Consider the following 21455-nt stretch of genomic DNA (forward strand, 5'->3'; position numbering starts at 1 on the left):
CACACAGTTGCGGCGCACACCAGCGTTATCCGCTCGTTACTTACAGACTAGACCCGTCCGGGGCGGTACCGGTACGGAAGTCGGGGCGGCTCGGGAGCCGGCGTTCAGCGCCCCGCGAAACCGCCGCTGGAGCCGAAGCCACCCTCGCCCCGGTGCGAGCCGGGCAGTGTCTCGGCGGGCAGGAAACGCGCCCGCTCGACCTTCTGGATCACGAGCTGCGCGACGCGGTCGCCCCGCACCAGCTTCACGGCCTCGGTGACGTCGGTGTTGAGCAGCGTCACCTTGATCTCGCCGCGGTAGCCCGCGTCGACGGTCCCGGGGGCGTTCACGATGGTGACACCGTGCTTCGTGGCCAGTCCCGACCGGGGGTGCACGAACGCCGCGTAGCCGTCCGGCAAGGCGATCGAGACGCCCGTGGGCACCAGCACCCGGCCCTGCGGCGGGATCTCGACGTCGATGGTGGTCACCAGGTCGGCGCCGGCGTCGCCGGGGTGCGCGTAGGAGGGGACGGGAACGTCGTCGAGCAGGCGGATGAGCACGTCTACGGTGCTGCCGTCGTCGCTGGGCACAGGGGTGGGCACGCCGGAAGAGTACGCCACCTCGGCGCGCACCGCCGCAAGAGGGGCCAACTGGTGCACCGGCAGCGCTCGGGCAGCGCTGCGGCAGTGCTCGGGCAGTGCTCGGGGCTGGGATGATGTCCTCATGACGGCGACCACCCTCACCTTCCACGAGCGTCTTCTGCCCGGTCCCGGCGGCTGGCTCGGCACGGTCGGTCTGGGCGCCATCGCGGCGATAGCGCTGTGGCCGGTGAACGCGACGGCGGCGATCGTCGTCGGGCTGCTGGTGTGCCTGGGATCCGCGACCGCCCTGGCGGCCACGGCGCCCGTCGTCGAGGTGTCCGACGGCGTCCTGCGGGCCGGCAGCGCCCGGATCCCCGTCGCTCTGCTCGGCCCCGCCGAGGCCCTCGACGTCGCCGCGATGCGGCACGAGCTGGGCCCCGGCCTCGACGCTCGTGCGTACGTCTGCCTGCGCGCGTGGGCCCGGACCGGCGTGCGGGTCGCACTGGACGACCCCGCGGACCCCACCCCCTACTGGCTCATCTCCACGCGTCGGCCGCAGCTGCTGGTCGAGGCGCTGCGAGCCTTCTGAGCCCGGGGAACCGCCTGACCCCGGACACGACGAAGGCTGCCACGCACTTGCATGACAGCCCGGTCGTGTCGTCAGTGCCGAACGCCTGGTGGAATCAGGCGGCGCACTCCGTGCAGATCATCTGGCCGGCCTTCTCGTAGGCCAGCTGACTGCGGTGGTGCACGAGGAAGCAGCTGGAGCACGTGAACTCGTCCGCCTGTCGCGGCAGCACGCGAACGGCGAGCTCTTCGCCGGACAGGTCGGCCCCCGGGAGCTCAAAGCCCTCGGCAGCCTCGGTCTCGTCCTCGTCCACAACGCCCGAGGACTTGTCGGAGCGACGAGCCTGCAGCTCCTGGATCGAATCCTGCTCGACATCCTCATCGGTCTTACGTGGGGCGTCGTAGTCAGTTGCCATGTGGTGTTCTCCGTCGGTAGTGGTCGCGCCGGAAGGTTTCGGGTCATCCGGGGGTTCGACGCCGCCCCGGCCGGGTCACCGCAAGCGCCGTCGAACGGCGTCCGTTGCGGGTGTACGCGCTGATAATGCACACGGCCCCGGTTTTGTTCCCGAGTCGGCCCACGGATTGTGCACCATTTCTGTCAGGCGCGCTACATCTGCCGGTGTAACCCAGGTCACGTATGCTCTGACCTGCGTCGATGTACCGATATTTGCCTTTGGAGCCGGTTCAGCGGTGACATCTCCCGCAATGGCGTGTCAGAAAAAGGATCACCCGATCTCGGGCAGGCTCGCCTCGTCCGCGTCCGCCGCCTCGAGGATCTCGGCCAGCTGTGCGACGAGCTCTGCCGGCCCCGCCACCGTCATGGCGGTGGTGGCCGGACCGCCGCGCAGTCCCGTCACGACAGCGCCCGCCTCGGTGGCCACCACTGCCCCTGCCGCCATGTCCCACGGGTTGAGCCCGCGCTCGTAGTACAGGTCGAGCGAGCCGTCCGCCAGGAGGCAGAGGTCGATGGCGGCCGAGCCGAGCCGTCGGATGTCCCGGATCTTCGGCAGCACCTGAGCCAGCACCTGCGCCTGCTGGGCGCGGCGGGCGGCGTCGTACCCGAAACCCGTGCCGACCAGGGAGGTGCCGAGCTCCGTCGGCGTGCCCACGCGGATCGGCTCGCCGTCGCGGGTCGCGCCCTCGCCGAGCCCCGCCGACCAGGTGCGGCCGTCGGCCACGCTGTGCACGCAGCCGGCCAGGACCGTCCACGAGGCGGGTTCCGGCGGGCCGGCCACCACGGCCACCGACACGGCCCAGGACGCCACCCCGTAGAGGTAGTTCACCGTGCCGTCGATCGGGTCGAGCACCCACGTGAGGCCGCTCGTGCCCGCCACGTCGTCGCCCTCCTCGCCCAGGATCGCGTCGTCGGGCCGCTCGGCGGCGATCATCTCGCGCAGCAGGTCCTCCGAGGCGCGGTCCATGACGGTCACCGGGTCGACGTCGCTCGACTTGGTGGCCGCGACCACCACGCGTTCAGGTCTACCCTCACGGACCAGGGCACCGGCGGCTGTCGCGAGGCGGACGGCGAGGTCGCGGAGGGCGGTGACGGTGACGCCGTCGGGCAGCTCGGGCAGTGCGGGTGAGATCACGCACCCATCCTGCCGCACGCACCAGCGGCCGACTATCCGGCGGCGCACCGACGCGCCTGCGCCGCTGGGCGGCCCCGCGGTGGCAGGCTCGGCCCACAGGACTACCCCGGGAGGACTGGCATGGACGAGCTGGAGCTGGTACGGCTGCACGAGGACGGTGAACGACTCGTCCTTGCTGCGCGCGACGGCGCCCAGAGCACCCTGCCCATCACCGATGCCCTGCGTGCCGCGATCCGCGGGGACCGCCCGCGTACCGAGTCGATCCGCGCCCAGGAGGCGTCGGCGCTCCGTCCCCGGGAGATCCAGGAGCGCCTGCGCGCGGGCGAGACGTGCGAGAAGCTCGCCGAGGCCTCGGGTCTACCGATCGAGCACGTGCGGCGTTTCGAGTACGCCGTCCTCTCCGAGCGGGAGCACTCGATCGCGCGCGTCCGGGCCAAGTCCGTCCGGACGGACGACGACGGCACCACCACCCTGGGCGAGATCGCCGACGACCGGCTCCGCTCGCGCGGCGTACGGCCCGCCGACGCCCGGTGGACCGCTACCCGCGAGGGCACCCACCCGTGGATCGTGCAGGTCGAGTTCGAGGCCGGCGACCGCCCCCGCCTGGCCCGCTGGTCGCTGGAGCCGCGCGGCGGCTTCGTCACGGCGCTCGACGACGAGGCGCGCTGGCTCGGTCTCCCGGAGGACGACGGCGGACCGGCCATCGCCGGGGTGTCGGCCCTGCACCGGAGCAACCACGGCCCGTCGTCCCGGTCGGCGCCACCCGAGCAGGACGACACCGACCTGCTGCTCGACAACCTGTCGGAGCGGCGGGGGCAGCGGCCTGCCCGCAGGCAGACCCCGGACAACGACCTGCCGGACATGATGGAGCTCGACATCGACGGCCCTGCCGGCCCTGCCGGCCCCGACGGGCCGCCGGCCGAGGAGCCCGAGCCGGACCCGGAGCCCTCGGCCGCCGTCGTGGACATCGGTGCGCGGCGCAGCGGGACCCGCGCACGCATGCCAGCGGTCAAGGTGCCCGACTCCCCCGCGGACCTGGAGTGGGAGGGGCCCAGCCAGTGGGAGATCGAGGCGCCGAGGCCCGGCCCGGTGCAAGAGGCGGACGCCGGTCCGGCGTCCGGCCCCGCGCCCGCCGAGGAACCCGCGCCACAGGCCGAGCCGGAGCAGGTCCCGGAGAAACCGCCGGCAGAGGCCGCGCAGTCCAAACGCCCGGCGGCGAAGCGCGGGCGCAAGTCGCGTGCGCAGGTGCCGAGCTGGGACGAGATCGTGTTCGGGTCGCGTCCGGAGGTCTGACGGTCCGGGCGCTCAGCCCCAGAGCGACTCGTCGGCCGACCGCCGTCGCGCGGTGAGCGCCGTCATGCGGCGCATGTGGTGGCGGCGGCACAGCACCTCGTAGGCGACGTCGGCGGACTCGAACGGGCCGACGTCGCCGATCACCACCTGTTCGCCCTCCGTGACCATCGCGCCGTCGACCGTGCGCGCGTTGTGCGTGGCGCGGGCGCCGCACCAGCACAGCGACTGCACCTGGAGCACGTCGATCCGGTCGGCGAGCTCGATGAGGCGGGCGGAGCCGGGGAACAGCCGGGTGCGGAAGTCGGTGGTGATGCCGAACGCGAAGATGTCGATCTCCATCTCGTCGACGAGGCGGGCGAGCTGCTCCACCTGCTCGGGCGAGTAGAACTGCGCCTCGTCGCACACGAGGTAGTCGACCGCCTCACCGCCGGCGCGCCGGCCGCTGATCTCCACCCAGAAGTCGGTGTCGTCGGTCACCTCGTGGGCAGCGACCTCCAGGCCCAGGCGGCTGGAGACCCTGGCCTCCCCCGCCCGGTCGCCACGGCTGAAGATCAGCCCCTCGCGCCCGCGGGCTCGATAGTTGTGGTCCGTCTGGAGGGCGAGGGTGGACTTCCCGGAGTCCATGGTCCCGGAGAAGAAGACGAGCTCTGCCACTGTGTTCTTACCTCAGGTCTCGGCTCACGCGACGGCGGTGAGCAGGGGGACGAGCATCTCGTGCGGCGTCAGCGAGCCGTGCACGCCGGGCAGGGCGCGCGCGTTCGCGGAGTGCACACGCGAGTCGACGACGGTGGCTGCGCCGGTCATGGCGACCACCACGTCCCCGATCGCCGGGTGCACGTGCTCGGCGACCGGACCGAACCAGCCGCCCGCTACCGCGTCGTCCCGCAGCAGGACGACCGCGTGCTCGCCCAGCCGCTCGGCCCACCGCCGCGCGACGTCGGCCGGGTCGGTGCCCTGGTCGGCGTAGACGTGCAGGGCACGCGGCTCTCCCCCGACCAGCGCGACGCCTGGCTTCAGCGCCGGGTCGGAGGCGACGTCCCACTGGGTGCTCAAGTCGGCCTTGATCTGGCCGTGGTCGGCGGTGACCACCACGAGGGTGCCACGCGGGACGCTGCGCATCAGCCGGCTCAGCTCGCGGTCCGTGGACTCCAGTGCGTCGCCCCATTGCCACGAGTCCCAGCCGTGGCCGTGTCCCGTCTTGTCGACGTCGCCCTGGTACAGGTAGACGAGGCGCTGCGCCTCGCCGGGCTGCCGGAGCGCGGTGACCGTTGCGTCGACCCGCTGCTCGAAGGTCTCGGCGGCGACGTACGCCGGGCCACGCAGCGCGGCCTGCGTCATGCCGGACCCGGCGAACCTGCCCGGGCCGGGCGCCGTGACCCGCGTGCCGGCAGCGGCGAGCGTCTCGAAGACGGTGGGCTCGCGCTGCAGGTCAGCGGGGTCGCCCAGCTCCCTCCACTGCACCAGGGACGCCAGCCGGCCCGTCGCCGGGTTGCGCTGCGTGTAGCCGAGCATGCCGGTGCGGCCAGGGGCGGTGCCCGTGCCGAAGGTGCTCAGGCCCGCCGCCGTCGTGGACGGGAAGCTCGACGTGAGCGTCGCCGCGGGCTCGTCCCGCTCGCGCAGGAGGCCGCGCAGGAACGGCGCGTGCCCGCCACGTTCGGCGAGATTGCGGATGCCGAGCCCGTCGACCAGGACGACGACCACGCGGTCGGCGTCGGGCAGGCCGAGGGCAGTGCGGCAGCCGGCCGAGGTGAGGCCGGTGGCGGTCGTGAGGTCGTGGCCCAGGGCGCCCGCGACGGCAGGCATGACCGCTGCGAGGCTCGTGGTGTCGTAGGACGGCGCGACCAGGCCGTCGGGGAGGTTCAGTACGGTCACTTCGGCGCGGACGTCGCCCGGGACAGGGCGCGCGCGAAGCCGACGGCGGCACGGACCGCGGCGTCACCCTCGGCCTCGCTGGACACGCGGACCACGACGTCGTCGGGCGTGACCTGGCCGGTCAGGCCGTGGTCGGCGGTGCAGTTCGGGTCAACGCACGTGGCGGGCTCGAGGTCGACACGGGACACGGCGCCCCAGCCGATCGCGAGGGTGACCTCACGCGTCGAAGCACGCTTCGGGTACCGCTCCGGGTCCGCGATCACGTGCGTGAGCGCCACCGAGCGGATCTCGCGCACCGGCACGACCTCCGTGGTGGCCGACGCCGAGCCGGGCCGCTCCGGGTCCTCCCCCGCGTGGTCGTCCACGTGCGCGGTGACCAGGCGGGTCGGCGTCAGCACCAGGACGGTGAGGTGCCTGCGCACCTCCGAGTCGAAGGTGGTCTCCGCCTGCACGAGGTGGGCCACGACCTCCTCGTCGGCCAGCGCCACGTCGAGCACGTCCGCGACGAGCTCCGGGTAGTAGCCGGCCCGGTGCAGATGGGCGGTCAGGTCGTCACGGGCATCGGTAGGGGCATGGGGCACGGTTGGCATCATCCCATCCGGGTCGCGGTCAGGTCCACACGCGCTGCGCCGGTCGTTAGCCTTGGTCCCGTGGACCAGCCAGAACGGGCCGACCGACGAGTGGGCACGGTGCGCCTGCCCTACTCGACGGAGTACCCGGTCGAGTGGGAGGCCGACGTGGTGCTGCGCGACGGCTCCACCACGCACGTGCGGCCCATCCGTCCCGAGGACTCCGACGCGCTCCAGCGCTTCCAGATGGCGCAGTCGGAGCGTTCGACCTACCTCCGGTTCTTCGCCGCGCTGCAGCGCATCCCCGACCGCATGCTCACCCAGCTCGTCACCGTGGACCACGTGAGCAGGACGGCGTTGGTCGCCGTCCGCCCGGGTTCGGCGCAGGAGACCGACGGCGCGGACGGCGAAGGACAGGCCGAGGACATCGTCGGCGTCGCGCGCTACGACGTGATTGACGACCGGCCCGGCCGCCGCACCGCCGAGGTCGCGTTCAACATCGCCGACGCGCTCCAGGGCCAGGGGCTCGGGTCCGTGCTGCTGGAGCACATCGCCGCCGCCGCGCGCGAGCGGGGCGTGCACCGGTTCATCGCCGAGGTGCTGCCCCAGAACCGGGCGATGCTCGGCGTGTTCCGGGAGGCGGGCTACGCCGTCGAGCAGCACCTGGACGACGGCGTCGTCACCGTCTCGGTGGACCTCGACCCGACCGACCGGTCCCGCGAGGTCATGGCGGACCGCGAGCACCGCACCGAGGCGCGCTCCATGCAGGGCCTGCTCTCGGCCCGGCGCGTGCTCCTGGTCGGCCCGGCGGAGGGCGGCACGGTGGACGAGCTGCTCGCCGCGCGCGTCCGCGAGGCGCACGCCGCCGGCCCCGGCGACACCGAGCTCCTGGTGCTGGGCGACGACGTGACCTGGGCGGACCTCGGCAGGGGCGGGCTGGGCGGGAACGGATCCGACGAGAACGGCCAGATCGACCTCGCGGTCGTCGCCGCACCCCCGGACGAGGTGATCGACACGGTCCGGCGCCTGCGCGGCACGGGGGCGCGCGGCGTCGTCGTCCTGTCGGCGGGGTGGGCCGAGGTGGGGCCCGAGGGCGTGGCCCGCCGCCGCGAGCTGCTGCGCACCGCGCACACCGAGGGCATGCGGGTGGTCGGCCCGGCGAGCTACGGCCTGCTCACGAACGTGCCAGGCGCGAGCCTGCGCGCGAGCCTCGCGCTCACGGCCCCCAAGCCCGGCCGCGTGGGCCTGTTCAGCCAGAGCTCGCCCGTCGCCGTCACGGCCGCCGAGACGGTCAAACGCCGCGGCCTCGGGCTCTCCACGCTCGTCTCGGCGGGGCACCGGGCCGACGTCTCGGGCAACGACGTCATGCAGTACTGGCAGGACGACCCGCACACCGACGTCGCCTGCCTGTACCTCGAGACGCTCGGCAACCCCCGCAAGTTCTCGCGGATCGCCAGGCGCCTCGCGCAGGTCAAGCCCGTGATCGTGGTCGTGGCGGGCCGCCACGGGAGTGTCGTGCCGCCCGGGCACACCGTGCGCGCCACGCGCGCGCCGCGGCGGATGCTCGACGAGGTGCTGCGGCAGTCCGGCGTGATCCGTGCGGAGAACACGCACCAGCTCATGGACGTCGCCCAGGTGCTGGCGCACCAGCCCCTCCCGACCGGCGGCCGGGTAGGGGTCCTCGCGAGCTCGCCGTCGCTGGCGGCGCTCGTGACCGATGCCGTCGCCGCGGCGGGCCTCACCGTCGTCGGGCCGCCGGACCCGCTGTCGGCCGGGGCGCCCGACGACGAGATCGCCGCCGCCGTCGACGCCCTGTACGCCCCCGGTGCGTGCGACGCCGTCGTCGTCGTGTCCGTACCCGTGGTGCTGCCGCGTACCGACGCGATAGCGCGTGCGGTGGCGGAGGCAGCGGCCCGCACGGGCCGCACCACCGTCGTCAGCGCGCTGGGCCTGCACGGCATGCCCGACGAGCTCGCGTCCGGCGACGTCCGCATCCCCGCGTTCTCGACGCCCGAGGACGCCGTCTGGGCCCTCGGCGCGGTGGTGCGCTACGCGCAGTGGCGCACCCAGGACCACGGGACGCCGGTGCGGCCCGCGCTGCGGGAGGGTATGTCCGACGGCGCCGCGCGGGCCCAGGCCCGCACGCTCGTCGAGTCCCTGCTGGTCCAGGAGCCCGACGGCGCCGAGCTGGACCAGGCGACCGCCACCGAGCTGCTGGCCTGCTACGGCCTGACCCTGTGGGGCTCCCGGAGCGTGCGCACGGCGGACGAAGCGGTGGCCGCCGCCGAGGAGCTGGGCTGGCCGGTGGCGCTCAAGATCGCGGCGCCCGCGCTGCGGCACCGCGCGGACCTGGGCGGCGTGCGCCTCGACATCGCCGACGCCGAGGACCTGCGGGAGGACGCCGAGCGGATGCTCGCGGCGGCGGCGTCCCTGCTCCCGGCGCCCGACCCGGTGCTGGAGGTGCAGGCGATGGCGCCCACCGGCGTGGCGTGCGTGGTGCGCTCGGTCGAGGACGAGCTGTTCGGCCCGGTGGTGTCCTTCGGGCTGGCGGGCGACGCCGTCGACCTGCTGGACGACGTCACGCACGGCGTGCCGCCCCTGACCGACGTCGACGTGGCGCGCATGGTGCGCGGCGTCCGCGCGGCCCCCCGGCTCTTCGGCTACCAGGGTGCGCCCGCCGCCGACGTCGCGGCGCTCGAGGACGTGCTGGCGCGGGTCTCCGTCATGGCGGAGGACCTGCCGGAGCTCGCCTCCCTGGAGCTCTACCCCGTCGCGGTGGCTGAGCGCGGGGCGGCGGTGCTGCACGCGACGATCCGGCTGCGGCCGGCGGAGCGCCGGACGGACGCGCCGCGGCGAGCGCTGCCGGGCTAGCCGGGGCCGGCGGATCAGGGGTCAGCGGATCAGGACCATACCCACGAGCAGCATCACGGCGAAGCCGACGAGCACCAGGCGCTGCCTGCGGTTCGGGCCGGAGGCGGTAAGGATCGCGGCGACCGCCGGTCCCGTCGCGAGCATCAGCCATGCGCCGGGCGCGGGGGCGATGTTCGCCGACACCGCGGCCACCGCGACGACCACCAGGCCGTGCACCACGCCGAGCCCCACCCGCATCGAGATGACCACGTGCAGCACCGCGGCGACCACCGCGAGGCCCGCCCACATGGTGATGCCCTCCTCGAGGCAGCCCCACTCCTGCTCCGCGCACGTCCAGGACTGCATCCACCAGGTCACCAGGGCGCCCAGCACCATGACGGGCACCACACTGAGCCCGGCGACGCCGTAGGCGAGCCCGACGCGGACCAGCCAGCCCGGCAGGGTGGTCGACCTGCTGAGCAGCGGCATTTCGGGCATGGCTGAATAGTGCCAGGTGAAGTGAGGAATGTGCACATGCTCAGCGCATGACCTGGCTGGACGTCGGCACCGTGTTCGTCGGAGCGCTCGCCGGTGTGTGAGCGGCCGGAGTGTCGGCGGCGCGGGGTACCGTTTGCTCGTTCGATCCACCCCCAGATTCCAGGAGCCCCACGAACCATGGCGCGCAAGCCGTCGCAGCCGCTCGACGAGAGCGAGATCCACGAGAAGGTCGTGGACATCGACGTCGCCTCGGAGATGGAGGCCTCGTTCCTCGAGTACGCGTACTCCGTCATCTACTCGCGGGCCCTCCCTGACGCGCGCGACGGCCTCAAGCCGGTCCAGCGCCGCATCCTCTACATGATGTCGGACATGGGGCTGCGCCCCGACCGCGCGCACGTGAAGTCGTCGCGCGTGGTGGGCGAGGTGATGGGAAAGCTCCACCCGCACGGTGACGCCCCGATCTACGACGCCCTCGTGCGGCTCGCGCAGAGCTTCTCGCTGCGGCTCCCGCTCGTGGACGGGCACGGCAACTTCGGCTCGCTCGACGACGGTCCCGCGGCGCCCCGGTACACGGAGGCGCGCCTGGCGGCGTCGTCGATGGCGATGACCACGGGGCTCGACGAGAACGTCGTGGACTTCGTGCCGAACTACGACAACAAGCTCACCCAGCCGGAGGTGCTGCCCTCCGCGATCCCGAACCTGCTGGTCAACGGCGCGTCCGGCATCGCGGTCGGCATGGCGACGAACATGGCTCCGCACAACCTCGTCGAGGTCGTCGCCGCGGCGCAGCACCTGATCAAGAACCCAGAGGCCACGCTCGAGGACCTGCAGCGGTTCGTCCCGGGTCCGGACCTGCCCACCGGCGGCAAGATCGTCGGCCTGGAGGGTGTGCGCGACGCGTACCGCACCGGCCGCGGCAGCTTCCGCACCCGGGCCACCGCGCGGATCGAGAGCGTGACCCCGCGCCGCAAGGGCATCGTCATCACGGAGCTGCCCTACCTGGTGGGTCCGGAGAAGGTCGTCGAGAAGATCGCCGACGGCGTCAAGGCCAAGCGCATCCAGGGCGTCACCAACGTGCAGGACCTCACGGACCGCACGCACGGGCTGCGCCTGGTCATCGAGGTCAAGACCGGTTTCGACCCCGACGCCGTGCTGGAGCAGCTGTACCGCGTCACGCCGCTCGAGGACTCGTTCGGCATCAACAACGTGGCCCTCGTCGACGGCCAGCCGCGCACGCTCGGCCTGGTCGAGATGCTGCGGGTCTGGGTGGACCACCGCATCTCGGTGGTCCGGCGCCGGTCGCAGTACCGCCTGGACAAGCGCCTCGAGCGGCTGCACCTGGTGGACGGCCTGCTCGTCGCGATCGTCGACATCGACGAGGTCATCCAGGTGATCCGGTCGTCCGACGACGCCGGCATCGCCCGCGACCGCCTGCGCGAGGTCTTCGACCTGTCCGAGCCCCAGGCGTCGTACATCCTGGACCTGCAGCTGCGCCGCCTCACCAAGTTCTCCCGCATCGAGCTGGAGAAGGAGGCCGAGGAGCTGCGCCGCGAGATCGCCGAGCTGGAGCAGATCCTCGGCGACGAGAAGCTCCTGCGCCGCGTCGTCAGCACCGAGATGAGCGAGGTGGCCAAGACGTACGGCACGCCGCGCCGCACCGTGCTGCTCGACTCCGCCGGCGGGTCCGTCGGCTCGGTGGCCGAGGCCCCGGCGAACGGGCGCAAGAAGAGCGTCGAACCCATCGACCTGCAGATCAAGGACCTCCCGACCCGCGTGGTGCTGTCCGCGACGGGCCTGCTGGCCCGCCTCCCGGACGACGTCCCGGTGTCGCGCGAGGGCAACCGTGCGGCGCACGACGCCCTGCGGGGTGACACCGCCGCGACGACCCGCGGTCAGGTCGGTCTGGTGACCTCGGCCGGCCGCATGCTGCGCATCTCCGTGCTCGACCTGCCCTCGCTGCCGCCGACCGACGGCGCGCCGTCGCTGTCCGGCGGTATCCCGGTCAGCGAGCTCGTGGAGCTGCAGCCCGGCGAGACCGTGCGGGCCGTGACCGCGCTCGGCCCGGACGCGCCGACCATCGCCGTCGGCACGGCGCAGGGCATCGTCAAGCGGATAGCGCCGTCGGACGCCCCGGCGAAGGGCGACGAGTGGCCGGTGATCGCGCTCAAGGACGGCGACACCGTGGTGGGCGCCGCTGTCGTGTCCGACGACGACGAGCTGGTCTTCGTGGCCGACGACTCGTCGCTGCTGCACTTCCCCGCCTCGTCGGTACGGCCGCAGGGTCGAGCAGCGGGCGGCATGGCGGGGATCAAGCTGGCCGCGGACCGGAAGGTGGTGTTCTTCGGCGCGGTCCCGGCCGGGGTCGACGCCACGGTGGTGACCATCGCCGGAGCGGGCGACGCACTGCCGGGGATCGAGGCCGGCGCCGGCAAGGTGACGCCGTTCTCGGTGTACCCGGGCAAGGGGCGCGCCACGGGCGGTGTGCGGTCGCAGCGCCTGCTCAAGGGCGAGGACGGACTCATCCTTGCCTGGGTGGGCGCCACTCCCCCGCGGGCGCTCGGGGCCGGCGGGCAGCCGGTCGAGCTGCCCGAGGTGGACGAGCGGCGAGACGGGTCCGGGACCCCGATCGCGGTGCCGATCTCGGTGATCGGCTGACCCGGCGGTACTGGTTCCGTCGGACCAGTTCTGTCGAGGTTGTCGATTCTGGCGTCGCTCGCCCGTCCAAGGCGTGTCAACATTCCAGTAACGAGGAGCTCGACATGACTGACAGCTGGGTTTTCCTGATCCGCGAGAACGACTGGGACTCGGACGCCTACCTTCCGGAGAACCTGAAGGGGCGAGACCCCTCCGAGGACCCGGACATGGCGGCGCACGGGCGCTTCATGCAGGCCGTCGAAGAGCTCGGCGTCAAGATGGTCAGCGCCGCCGCACTGCAGAACGCCAGGTACGGCGGGTGGGTCGCGCCCGGCAAGGACGGGGCCGAGCCCGTCTACACCGACGCACCGTTCACCGACACCAACGAGGTCATCACCGGCTTCTACCAGTTCGAGTGCGACGAGGCCACGGCGCGCAAGATCGCGGCCCTCGTGCCCACCGGCAACGTGATCGAGTGGCGCAAGGTCATGAACTTCGGTTCCTAGGGCACCGCTCAGTGCCGATCGACCCCGCGGCGTTCCGCACCGCCTGGCCTCAGGTGGTGCGGTCGCTCGCCGTGACGACGCGCAGCCTGGACTCCGGTGAGGAGTACGCCGCTGAGGCGTTCGCGCGGGCCGCGGCCCAGCCCGACGGCGCCATCGACGACCTGGTCGCCTGGTGCGTCCAGGTCGGGCGCCGGACGTGGCTCGACGCGGTCCGGCACCAGGCGGTGTTCACGCGGCTCCAGCCCCAGATCGCTCGCCCGGAGGTGGCCGCAGTGGACGTGCCGACCGGCCCGGGCGCGCCCGGCGGCGACCTCGACGACCGGCTCGCGCTGCTCTTCGTCGCGTGCGACGACGCGCTCCCCTCCGGCGCCCAGCTCGTCCTGGCGATGCGGGTGGTCTGCGGCCTCACCGTCCGGCAGATCGCTGCCCACCTCGGCATCGCGGAGGCGACAGCGGCCGCACGGCTCACCCGCGCCAAGTCGGCGCTGGCCAGGGCCCGCGGCGAGTTCGCAGTGCCCGACGGCGCCGCACGAACCGCGCGGCTGCCCGTCGTGCTCGCGTGCGTGGCAGGCCTGTTCACCGTCGGGCAACGGGACGGGATCGAGCCCGCCGACGCCACGCAGGACCCGGCCCGCGACGCGCTGACGCTCGTCGAGGCGCTCGTCGCGGAGTACCCGGACGATCCAGAGGTGCTCGGTCTGCGCGCCGTGTGCCGCCTCGGCCTGGCCCGGCGCCCGGGCCGCGTGCGCGACGGCGTCGCACTCCCCCTCGACGAGGTGGACCGCTCGGCGTGGGACCAGCGGCTCCTTTCGGCGGGCCTGGACGACGCCACGGCGGCGATCGCCACCGGCGGAGCGGGTCCTCGGCATCCGGGCCGCTTCGCGCTGGAGGCCGCGATCTCGGGGGTGCACGCCGCGGCTCGTACTGCGGCGGACACCGACTGGGTCCGGCTGGCTCAGCTCTACGACGCGTTGCTCCGGGTCTGGCCGTCGCCGGCGACCCGGGTCGCGCGCCTCGTGGTGCTGGGCCGGATCGCTCTGCGCGACGGTGGGGCTGATGTTGGGGCTGGGGCTGGGGTTGGGGCTGAGGCTGGGGTTGGGGCTCGTGCTGGGGTTGGGCCTGATGCTGGGGCTGGGGCTGGTGCTGGTGACAGGATCGGCGCGATCGAGCGCGAGCTCGAGGAGCTGGTCGCCGACGGGCCGCCGTACGCCGCCCGGGATGCGAGCCTCGCCCTCGCGGACCTCGCCCGTCACTCCGGCCGGAGCGACGAGGCGGCCGCTCGCTACCGCGAGCTGCTGGACGTGATCCCGGCCGGCCCGCTGCGCGAGTTCTGCCGCAGGCACGCCCGATAGGCGCCGGACGTCGGTTCCTGCTGCGGGCGAGTTCGGTCTGTTGCAGCACCGGCACGCTGAGATCGGTCGGTTGCTCTGAGATCGGTCGGTTGCTCTGAGATCGGTCGGTTGACTGACCGATCTCAGAGCAAGCGACCGAAGTCGCTGAGTTCGGTCGCTTGCACGGAACCCAGGCGAGGCGATCGACAAGGCCCCTGCCCGGAAATTCCGCTCGGCCGGTGTCAGTGACCGGTGGTTGACTTCCGTTCCATGAACGACGACTCGACCTACGAGTTCTCCACCGACCCTGCCCGCGTCGATCCCGTCCGTGTGCACGAGCTCATCACCGACACCTACTGGGGAACGGGCCGCTCGCGCGAGGTCATGGACGCCGCCATAGCGGGCTCCCGGCCCTACGGCGTCTTCCGCCGCGACACGGGCGAGCAGGTCGCGTTCGCGCGCGTCGTGACCGACGGCGTGACGTTCGCCTGGCTCGCCGACGTCGTCGTCGACCCGGCCGTGCGCGGCCAGGGCGTCGGCAAGCTCCTGATCGCGGGCGTGGTCGCGGAGCTGGAGCCGCTCGGCCTGCGCCGCACGCTGCTCGCGACCGCTGACGCCAGCGGCCTCTACGTACAGTTCGGCTGGGCACCGGTCGACCCGCAGTACACCTGGATGGAACGCCCGGGCCGCGGAGCGAGCACCCCGGCCGGCACACCGACCAGCACGCCTGTCAGCACAGCAGCCAGCCCGTCGTCAGGAGCACACGCATGACACTGTCCGTCGAGATCGGTGACCTGACCCGCGTGGAGGCCGATGCGATCGTCAATGCCGCGAACTCCTTGCTCCTGGGTGGCGGCGGGGTCGACGGCGCCATCCACGCCGCGGCCGGGCCGCGCCTGCTCGAGGCGTGCCGGCGACTGCGCAACACCACCCACCGGGACGGCCTGGACGTGGGCGACGCCGTCGCCACCCCGGCGTTCGACCTGCCGGCCTCGTGGGTGATCCACACCGTCGGGCCGAACCTGCACCGCGGCCAGGACGATCCGGCCCTGCTCGCGTCGTGCTTCGCCCGCTCGCTCGACGTCGCCGCCGAGCTGGACGTGCGGACTGTCGCCTTCCCGGCGGTGAGTGCGGGTGCCTACGGCTGGCCCGCCACCGACGTCGCACGCGTCGCCGTCATGACCTGTCGCGGCTGGCTCGCCGAGCATCCGGAGGCCAGTCCCCAGGACGTGCGGTTCGTGGTGCTCGACGAGCGGTTGCGGGACGTGTTCGACGAGGCGCTCGGTGCGGCATGACGACAACCTGACGCACGCGGGCGCCGTCCGGCCGGGTCCGCCGGTCATGTCCGCTCGTCAGGGCTGCCGCACCCGCGGCGAGACGAGCCCCGACCGGTACGCGAGCACCACGAGCTGGGCGCGGTCGCGGGCGTGCAGCTTTGTCATCGCGCGGCTCACATGGGTCTTCGCGGTCGTCGGGCTGAGCACCATCCGCTCCGCGATCTCGTCGTTGCTGAGCCCGTGCGCGACCAGCGCCACCACCTCACGCTCCCGGTTGGTGAGCAGATCGAGGTCCGGTGAGGAGAGCAGGTCGGGCGGCCGGGCCACGAACTCGCTGATCAGCTGCCGGGTGACCGACGGCGACAGCAGCGCGTCCCCGCGCGTGACGACCCGCAGCGCCTGCAGGAGGCTCGCCGGGTCGGCGTCCTTGAGCAGAAACCCCGCGGCCCCGGCGCGGAGGGCGCGGAACACGTGCTCGTCCAGACCGTAGTTGGTGAGCATCACGACCCGGACGTCGCAGAGCCGGTCGTCCTGGACGATGCGGCGCGTCGCCTCGATGCCGTCCAGCACGGGCATCTGCACGTCCATCAGCACGATGTCGGGCCGGTGCTCGACGGCGGCAGCGACCCCCTCCTCGCCGTTGCCCGCCTCGGCGAGGACGGTCAGGTCGTCCTCGCTGTCCAGCAGCGCGCGGATCCCGGAGCGGATGAGGTGCTGGTCGTCCACGAGCACCACCGAGATCATGCGCGGCCCCCCGCCGAAGGCCCCGTCGGCAACTCGGCCACCACCGAGAACCCCGTCGTCGGCCCGGGTCCGGCGTGCAGGCGCCCGCCCAGGGCCGCGACCCGCTCCCGCATGCCGATCAGCCCGTGGCCGGGCACCGGCGGCCTCCGGGCCGCGGAGCCGTCGTCGTCGACCTGCACGGTCAGCAGGCCGGGGCCGTAGGCGAGGCGGACTGTCGCCGTCGCCTCGCCGGCGTGCCGGCTGACATTGGTCAGCGCCTCCTGGACGACGCGGTACGCCGTCTGGTCGACGTGGGGCGGCAGCTGCCGCGCCGTCCCCTCGACGGCGACGGTGATCGGCACACCGGACGAGCGCGCGCGGTCGATCAGCGCGGGCAGCCGGTCGAGGCCGGCGCCTGCCCCGTCGTCGTCGCGGCGCAGCGTGTCGAGGGTGGACCGGAGCTCCCGGGCCGCGTCGGTGCTCGCCTCCTGGATGGCGAGCAGCGCCGCGGCAGGCTCCTCACCGCGCTTGCGGGCGAGGTGGGCCGCGACCCCTACCTGCACGTTGATCACCGAGATGCTGTGCGTCAGCGAGTCGTGGAGCTCGCGCGCGATGTGGAGCCGCATCTCGGCGGCGCGTCGGCGGGCGACCTCCTCGCGCGTGCGCTCCGCCTCGTCCGCGCGCTCCTCGACCTCGCGCAGGTGCGCACGCCAGAGCACGAACGCGACGGTGGCGACGCCGGCGGTGGCGAGCCAGCCCGCGGCGTAGAACCGCTGCCAGCCCTGATCGGTGCGCATGGTCGTCGAGCCTATGGCGGGGCGGCCGCCGCACGCATCCCCCGCAGGGAGTACTCCAGCGCTACTCCCCGGGGAGCAGCCCGGGGGCCGCGCTACGGCCTGGCCGACAGCCGCAGGTGTAGCCCGCTGGACGACGAGTTCCGGGGGCGTCCGGCGAAGGATCGGAGGACCACCACCCGAACCCACCACCGAGGAGTGACCGGTGACCCACCAGCACCTGACGAACGAGCTGCGCGGCACGAACGGGCTGCGCGGCGACGTCCTGCTGCCCGACGACGACGGGTACGCCGACGCGGCGACCACCTTCTTCGCGAGCGGGAAGCCCGCGCTCGTCGTCCGGCCGCGCGACGCCGCGGGCGTCGCGTCCGCGATCCGGTACGCGCAGCGGGAGGGACTCGCCCTCTCCGTCCGTTCCGGGGGCCACGGCCTCCTCGGGGCCGCCACCAACGACGGCGGGCTGGTCCTGGACCTGGCCCACCTCGACTCCGTCGAGCTCCTCGCCCCCGACGCTGCCGACCCCGACAACACGCACCCCGACAGGACCCTGGTCCGCGTGGACGCCGGCGCCTGCTGGGGCCACGTCATGCGGACGCTCGACCCGCACGGGCTCGGCCTCACCGCCGGGGACACCGCGGGCGTCGGGGTCGGCGGGCTCACGCTCGGCGGCGGCATCGGCTGGCTGGTCCGCAAGCACGGCCTGGCGATCGACCACCTCATGGCGGCCCGGGTCGTCACGGCCGACGGCCGCGTGCTCCAAGCCACCGCGGACGCGCACGCCGACCTGTTCTGGGCGATCCGCGGCGGTGGCGGCAACTTCGGCGTGGTCGTCAGCTTCGACTTCGTCGCCGAGCCGGTGCCCCTCGTACACTTCGGCACCCTCACCTACCGCGCCGACGACCCCGCACGGCTCGTCGCCGCCTGGCGCGACCACATGCGCACCGCCCCCGAGTCCCTGACCAGCACCCTCGCGCTGATGCCGCCGATGTTCGGCGCCCCGGCATCGGCGACGGTGACGCTCTGCTACGCGGACGACGCCGCCGGCCCCCTGCGGTCGGTCGGACCGCTCCGGGCCATCGGCGAGGTGCTGGCCGACGACGTGCGCGTGATGCGGTACGCCGACGTCCTCGCGACCGCGCACCGGCCGCCGGGCGGTCGCCTGCTGTCCCGCAACGCGCTCGTCCCCCGCCTGGACGACGACGTCATGGCCGCCGCCGTGGCCGTCCACCGCGGCGGCAGCGCGACGGTGCTCCGCAGCCTCGGCGGCGCCTTCGGCCGGGTGCCCGCCGAGGCCACCGCGTTCGCGCACCGCGACGCGGAGGCGATGATCGTCTGCGCCGCCTTCCTCCCCGAGGACGCCACGGCGGCCGACGAGGAGACCGCCCTGGCCGCGTGGCCCGACGTCGCCCGGCACGGGACCGGCGTCTACCTCAACTTCCAGGGTTCGGACACACCCGCCGACGTCGCGACCGCCTACCCGCCCCAGACCTATGCCCGGCTGGCCGCTGCCAAGCGCCGGTACGACCCCGGGAACGTCTTCGGCCGCGGCCACAACATCCCGCCGGCGCACATCTAGGCGGCGGGCGAGTCAGCTCGTGAGCAGCTTGGCCAGCTCCGCCGGCGTCGCGGCGAGCGCCGCGGCCCCGGCCGCCTCCAGCTCGCCGGGCGCCGCGTAGCCCCAGGTCACGCCGACGGTCGGGACGCCGTGGTGGGCGGCCGCGTGCACGTCGTGCTCGCGGTCGCCCACCATCACCGTCTGCCCGGCGTCGGCGCCGAGGGCCACCGCGTGGGCCAGCGCGCGCTCCACGACCACCTCCTTGCCCTCCACCAGGCCTGCCGCTTCCCCGGACGCGCCGTGGACGCCGTCGAGGCCGCCCTCCAGGTACTGGTCGAGCCCGAAGTGCTCCACGACCTGCCGCGCGTAGTGCTCCGGCTTGGCGGTGGCGACCAGGAGCGTCACCCCCGCCTCGCCCAGCTCCGCGAGCGCCTCCGGGAAGCCGGGGACGACCGAGTTGTCGAACAGGCCGTGCTTCTCGTAGTCGCGGCGGTAGGCGGTGATCGCTGCGTCGGCGTCGGCGTCGGACAGCCCGATGGCGGTCATGCTCGCCCCCAGCGGCGGGCCGACGAAGGTCTGCAGGACGGCGTCGGTGGGGACGTCGATTCCGGCGTCGGCGAACCCGACGCGCAGGGACGCGATGATGCCGGGGGCCGAGTCGGTGAGGGTGCCGTCGAGGTCGAGCAGGACGTGCGTGATGCGGCGAGGAAGGGAGAGGGTCACGTCCCGAGCGTGCCACACGTTCAGTGGTGCCCCGTGTGGGCGTCCGCGGCGCCGCCGTGCGCATCACCGTGCCCGTCCCCGTGCCCGCCTCCGTGTCCACCGGGCGGCGTCCCCGCCTCCTGCCCCGGTCCGACGACGACGAACTGCCCCATCATCCCCTCGTCCTCGTGCAGCAGCATGTGGCAGTGGAACATGTAGGGCACGTCGGGGTCCGTGTAGTCGTCGAACCGCATGAGCAGCCGGTAGGTGCGGTTCGGTTCGAGGTACACGGTGTCCTTGGGGCCGGCCAGCTCGGGCGGTGGTGCGTCGCCGTCGACGGACAGGACGCGGAACTGCACGTCGTGCACGTGGAAGCTGTGGGGCATCGGCACGACGCTGCGCACCTCCCAGATCTCCGTGTCGCCCTCGGTGACGACCTCGTCGATGCGGCCCATGTCCATCCGGCGCCCGTTGATCTGGCGGTCGTCGAGCGCGAACGTGCGCGTCACCGCGGCGGAGTCCTCGTGCAGCGCGTCCTGCGCGGCGTGGACCGACGGCTCCCAGGCCGGCTCCGGTGACGGCGTGAGCTCGTCGGCGGCCCGGAGCTCCAGCACGTCGAACGCGTCGTTGCCGCCCATCGCGAACGGTACGACGACGCCGCCCAGGTCGGCCTCGAACGAGTGCAGGCGTGTGGTCTCGCCCGGCTCCATCTCGACGACGACCTCGGCGCGCTCCCCGGGGGCTAGCCGTACCTGCTCGAGGGTCACGGGCGCGTCGAGCAGCCCGCCGTCGGTCGCGACGAGCTCCAGGTCCCGGTCCTGGAAGCCGAGCTGGTAGGTCCGTGCGGTCGACCCGTTGAGCAGGCGCAGCCGCACCCGCTCGGTGGTGACCTCGTGGTAAGCACCCGCGGTGCCGTTGGCCAGGACGGTCCCGCCGAGCGTGCCGGGCTCGCTGCCGTTGTCCTCGAGCTCGAGCTGCCCGTCGTCGTCGAACACCTTGTCCTGCACGATCACCGGGACGTCGTCGACGCCGTACTCCTGCGGCAGGGCGGCGGCGCGTGAGGCGTCGTCGTCCAGGAGGAACATGCCCGCGAGGCCGCGGTACACGTGCTCCTCCGTGACGCCGTGCGGGTGCGGGTGGTACCAGAGGCTGGCCGCCGGCTGGTCGATCTCCCAGGTGGGGCGCCACGTGGCACCCGGTCCGACCTCCTGGTGCGGTCCGCCGTCCATGGCGGCGGGCAGGTGCATGCCGTGCCAGTGCACGCTGGTCGGTTCACCGAGCTCGTTCGTGAAGTCGACGGCGACCCGCTCACCGCGTTCGGCACGCAGCGTCGGCCCGAGATAGGAGCCGTTGAAGCCCCACGTCTCGGTCTGGACTCCCGGCCGGAACTCGGTGGTCCCCTCCTGCGCGGTGAGCTCGAAGACCCGCGTGCCGTCCACCACCCGCGACGGCGCCAGCGGCGGGATGGCGAGCTCGTTCGTGAACCCGGTCTCGTCGACAGGTGTGACCGAGCCGGGGATCGCGCCGCAGCCCGCAAGGGCGAGGGCGAGCGCGAGGGCGGCAGGACCGGCCGCCTGGGCTCCGGCCCGCCTCATCGGCCGGCCCCGCGCAGACGCTGCACGCCGGCCGCGACCAGACCCGCGAGCAGACCCACGAAAGAGTCGATGAGCAGCGCCGGGATGATCGTCCACGCGGGCTCGACGCCCGCGCCGCCGGGGCCGCCGAAGCCGGCGAGCGCCGGGACGAGCTGCCCGAGCACGACGCCGACGAGCCCGTAGGCCAGGCCGGTCAGCGTGAGGGTGAGCACGGGCCGGGGCACGCGGCCCAGGCCGACGACGCCGATCCATACGGCGGCGATGATGCCGATGACAGCGAACGCCCGGGGCGCGCCCGTGCCGAGCACGCCGGTGAGGCCGGTCAGCGGCCAGAGCAGGGCCAGCGCGGAGAGGCCGGCGACCACCGCCCACGGGACGGCGGGCGCGTTCGGCGCGGGCTGCGGCCGGGGCGAGGGCTGAGGGGGAAGGTGCTGAGATGTCATGCCTCGACGGTGCCCGCCGGGGTACCCGTCCCACATCGGCCCTGGATCGTCTCCCGGTGTCGCCCGGAGGCGACAGGAACCCTGACTTCGCGGCCGG

General features: G+C 73.5%; 21 protein-coding genes. 9 read left to right on the top strand and 12 right to left on the bottom strand.

Translation table 11 applies throughout. The features are described from left to right. Nucleotides 1–104: 104 nt before the first annotated feature. On the bottom strand, nucleotides 105–581 hold the full coding sequence (dut, locus tag AB0I32_RS02310) for a dUTP diphosphatase (RefSeq protein ID WP_357502422.1): 477 nt from the start codon (nucleotides 579–581) through the stop codon (nucleotides 105–107). A gap of 121 nt (nucleotides 582–702) precedes the next feature. Between dut and AB0I32_RS02315 the strand changes: the two genes are divergently transcribed. Then, the gene (locus tag AB0I32_RS02315; protein WP_357502424.1) at nucleotides 703–1149 is read left to right on the top strand and encodes a DUF3093 domain-containing protein; all 447 of its coding nucleotides are present in this window, start codon (nucleotides 703–705) and stop codon (nucleotides 1147–1149) included. 94 nt (nucleotides 1150–1243) lie between these two features. On the opposite strand, the gene AB0I32_RS02320 is transcribed toward AB0I32_RS02315, so the two are convergent. Together AB0I32_RS02320 and AB0I32_RS02325 are read right to left on the bottom strand one after the other, a co-directional pair. After that, on the bottom strand, nucleotides 1244–1543 hold the full coding sequence (locus tag AB0I32_RS02320) for a DUF4193 domain-containing protein (protein WP_116675819.1): 300 nt from the start codon (nucleotides 1541–1543) through the stop codon (nucleotides 1244–1246). Between the two features lie 309 nt (nucleotides 1544–1852). Further along, a complete protein-coding gene (locus AB0I32_RS02325) occupies nucleotides 1853–2716 on the bottom strand; it encodes an inositol monophosphatase family protein (RefSeq protein ID WP_357502426.1) in 864 nt (287 codons plus the stop codon). Between the two features lie 120 nt (nucleotides 2717–2836). On the opposite strand from AB0I32_RS02325, the gene sepH reads away from it, so the two are divergent. After that, nucleotides 2837–4009, top strand: coding sequence for a septation protein SepH (gene sepH, locus AB0I32_RS02330; RefSeq protein ID WP_357502428.1), 1173 nt, complete (start codon nucleotides 2837–2839; stop codon nucleotides 4007–4009). A gap of 12 nt (nucleotides 4010–4021) precedes the next feature. Here the strand turns inward: sepH and AB0I32_RS02335 are convergent, their stop codons facing one another. The 3 genes from AB0I32_RS02335 to AB0I32_RS02345 are packed head-to-tail and all read right to left on the bottom strand — an operon-like array spanning nucleotide 4022 to nucleotide 6462. Beyond that, the gene (locus tag AB0I32_RS02335; protein WP_357443055.1) at nucleotides 4022–4663 is read right to left on the bottom strand and encodes a thymidine kinase; all 642 of its coding nucleotides are present in this window, start codon (nucleotides 4661–4663) and stop codon (nucleotides 4022–4024) included. Between the two features lie 24 nt (nucleotides 4664–4687). Next, nucleotides 4688–5881 carry a nucleotide pyrophosphatase/phosphodiesterase family protein gene (locus tag AB0I32_RS02340; RefSeq protein WP_357502430.1) on the bottom strand — a complete coding sequence of 398 codons (1194 nt, stop codon included), beginning with the start codon at nucleotides 5879–5881 and terminating at the stop codon, nucleotides 4688–4690. Next, on the bottom strand, nucleotides 5878–6462 hold the full coding sequence (locus tag AB0I32_RS02345) for a DUF5998 family protein (protein ID WP_116675824.1): 585 nt from the start codon (nucleotides 6460–6462) through the stop codon (nucleotides 5878–5880). The genes AB0I32_RS02340 and AB0I32_RS02345 overlap by 4 nt, the downstream gene beginning before the upstream one ends. Nucleotides 6463–6561: 99 nt before the next feature. Between AB0I32_RS02345 and AB0I32_RS02350 the strand changes: the two genes are divergently transcribed. After that, nucleotides 6562–9321, top strand: a complete 2760-nt coding sequence (locus AB0I32_RS02350) for a GNAT family N-acetyltransferase (protein WP_357502697.1) — start codon at nucleotides 6562–6564, stop codon at nucleotides 9319–9321. Nucleotides 9322–9342: 21 nt separating this feature from the next. On the opposite strand, the gene AB0I32_RS02355 is transcribed toward AB0I32_RS02350, so the two are convergent. After that, nucleotides 9343–9798, bottom strand: a complete 456-nt coding sequence (locus AB0I32_RS02355) for a hypothetical protein (RefSeq protein WP_357502432.1) — start codon at nucleotides 9796–9798, stop codon at nucleotides 9343–9345. Nucleotides 9799–9975: 177 nt separating this feature from the next. Between AB0I32_RS02355 and AB0I32_RS02360 the strand changes: the two genes are divergently transcribed. The 5 genes from AB0I32_RS02360 (at nucleotide 9976) to AB0I32_RS02380 (ending at nucleotide 15564) form a co-directional block, all read left to right on the top strand. Further along, a complete protein-coding gene (locus AB0I32_RS02360; protein WP_357502434.1) occupies nucleotides 9976–12453 on the top strand; it encodes a DNA topoisomerase IV subunit A in 2478 nt (825 codons plus the stop codon). A gap of 104 nt (nucleotides 12454–12557) precedes the next feature. Next, nucleotides 12558–12938, top strand: a complete 381-nt coding sequence (locus AB0I32_RS02365) for a YciI family protein (RefSeq protein WP_357502436.1) — start codon at nucleotides 12558–12560, stop codon at nucleotides 12936–12938. Nucleotides 12939–12949: 11 nt separating this feature from the next. After that, on the top strand, nucleotides 12950–14290 hold the full coding sequence (locus AB0I32_RS02370) for a DUF6596 domain-containing protein (protein WP_357502438.1): 1341 nt from the start codon (nucleotides 12950–12952) through the stop codon (nucleotides 14288–14290). Between the two features lie 249 nt (nucleotides 14291–14539). After that, nucleotides 14540–15040, top strand: a complete 501-nt coding sequence (locus AB0I32_RS02375; RefSeq protein WP_357502440.1) for a GNAT family N-acetyltransferase — start codon at nucleotides 14540–14542, stop codon at nucleotides 15038–15040. Then, entirely contained in the window at nucleotides 15037–15564 is a 528-nt protein-coding gene (locus AB0I32_RS02380; protein ID WP_357502443.1) for an O-acetyl-ADP-ribose deacetylase, read from the top strand. Before AB0I32_RS02375 ends, AB0I32_RS02380 begins: the two co-directional genes overlap by 4 nt. A gap of 57 nt (nucleotides 15565–15621) precedes the next feature. Here the strand turns inward: AB0I32_RS02380 and AB0I32_RS02385 are convergent, their stop codons facing one another. Together AB0I32_RS02385 and AB0I32_RS02390 are read right to left on the bottom strand one after the other, a co-directional pair. Beyond that, a complete protein-coding gene (locus AB0I32_RS02385) occupies nucleotides 15622–16290 on the bottom strand; it encodes a response regulator transcription factor (protein ID WP_357502445.1) in 669 nt (222 codons plus the stop codon). After that, a complete protein-coding gene (locus tag AB0I32_RS02390) occupies nucleotides 16287–17066 on the bottom strand; it encodes a sensor histidine kinase (protein WP_357502447.1) in 780 nt (259 codons plus the stop codon). The genes AB0I32_RS02385 and AB0I32_RS02390 overlap by 4 nt, the downstream gene beginning before the upstream one ends. A gap of 202 nt (nucleotides 17067–17268) precedes the next feature. Here AB0I32_RS02390 and AB0I32_RS02395 point away from each other — a divergent pair, with 202 nt between their 5' ends. Then, on the top strand, nucleotides 17269–18639 hold the full coding sequence (locus tag AB0I32_RS02395) for an FAD-binding oxidoreductase (RefSeq protein ID WP_357502449.1): 1371 nt from the start codon (nucleotides 17269–17271) through the stop codon (nucleotides 18637–18639). Nucleotides 18640–18651: 12 nt separating this feature from the next. Here the strand turns inward: AB0I32_RS02395 and AB0I32_RS02400 are convergent, their stop codons facing one another. From AB0I32_RS02400 to AB0I32_RS02410, 3 genes are read right to left on the bottom strand one after another with little or no spacing between them, the layout of a single operon-like run. Next, nucleotides 18652–19341: an HAD hydrolase-like protein gene (locus AB0I32_RS02400; RefSeq protein WP_357502451.1), complete on the bottom strand. Its 690-nt coding sequence runs from the start codon at nucleotides 19339–19341 to the stop codon at nucleotides 18652–18654. A 20-nt stretch (nucleotides 19342–19361) separates the two neighbouring features. After that, a complete protein-coding gene (locus tag AB0I32_RS02405; protein WP_357502453.1) occupies nucleotides 19362–20915 on the bottom strand; it encodes a multicopper oxidase domain-containing protein in 1554 nt (517 codons plus the stop codon). Beyond that, nucleotides 20912–21358, bottom strand: coding sequence for a hypothetical protein (locus AB0I32_RS02410; protein WP_357502455.1), 447 nt, complete (start codon nucleotides 21356–21358; stop codon nucleotides 20912–20914). Before AB0I32_RS02410 ends, AB0I32_RS02405 begins: the two co-directional genes overlap by 4 nt. Nucleotides 21359–21455: the final 97 nt, after the last annotated feature.

The sequence above is a fragment of the Promicromonospora sp. NPDC050249 genome, assembly GCF_040656015.1.
In the GTDB taxonomy this organism is placed as follows: Bacteria; Actinomycetota; Actinomycetes; order Actinomycetales; family Cellulomonadaceae; genus Promicromonospora.

Bases quoted from the DNA above. Each gene is read 5' to 3' on its own strand.
- AB0I32_RS02315 (WP_357502424.1), top strand. From the start codon at position 703: ATGACGGCGACCACCCTCACCTTCCACGAGCGTCTTCTGCCCGGTCCC.
- AB0I32_RS02320 (WP_116675819.1), bottom strand. From the start codon at position 1,543: ATGGCAACTGACTACGACGCCCCACGTAAGACCGATGAGGATGTCGAG.
- sepH (WP_357502428.1), top strand. From the start codon at position 2,837: ATGGACGAGCTGGAGCTGGTACGGCTGCACGAGGACGGTGAACGACTC.
- AB0I32_RS02355 (WP_357502432.1), bottom strand. From the start codon at position 9,798: ATGCCCGAAATGCCGCTGCTCAGCAGGTCGACCACCCTGCCGGGCTGG.
- AB0I32_RS02360 (WP_357502434.1), top strand. From the start codon at position 9,976: ATGGCGCGCAAGCCGTCGCAGCCGCTCGACGAGAGCGAGATCCACGAG.
- AB0I32_RS02365 (WP_357502436.1), top strand. From the start codon at position 12,558: ATGACTGACAGCTGGGTTTTCCTGATCCGCGAGAACGACTGGGACTCG.
- AB0I32_RS02375 (WP_357502440.1), top strand. From the start codon at position 14,540: ATGAACGACGACTCGACCTACGAGTTCTCCACCGACCCTGCCCGCGTC.
- AB0I32_RS02380 (WP_357502443.1), top strand. From the start codon at position 15,037: ATGACACTGTCCGTCGAGATCGGTGACCTGACCCGCGTGGAGGCCGAT.
- AB0I32_RS02385 (WP_357502445.1), bottom strand. From the start codon at position 16,290: ATGATCTCGGTGGTGCTCGTGGACGACCAGCACCTCATCCGCTCCGGG.
- AB0I32_RS02390 (WP_357502447.1), bottom strand. From the start codon at position 17,066: ATGCGCACCGATCAGGGCTGGCAGCGGTTCTACGCCGCGGGCTGGCTC.
- AB0I32_RS02405 (WP_357502453.1), bottom strand. From the start codon at position 20,915: ATGAGGCGGGCCGGAGCCCAGGCGGCCGGTCCTGCCGCCCTCGCGCTC.
- AB0I32_RS02410 (WP_357502455.1), bottom strand. From the start codon at position 21,358: ATGACATCTCAGCACCTTCCCCCTCAGCCCTCGCCCCGGCCGCAGCCC.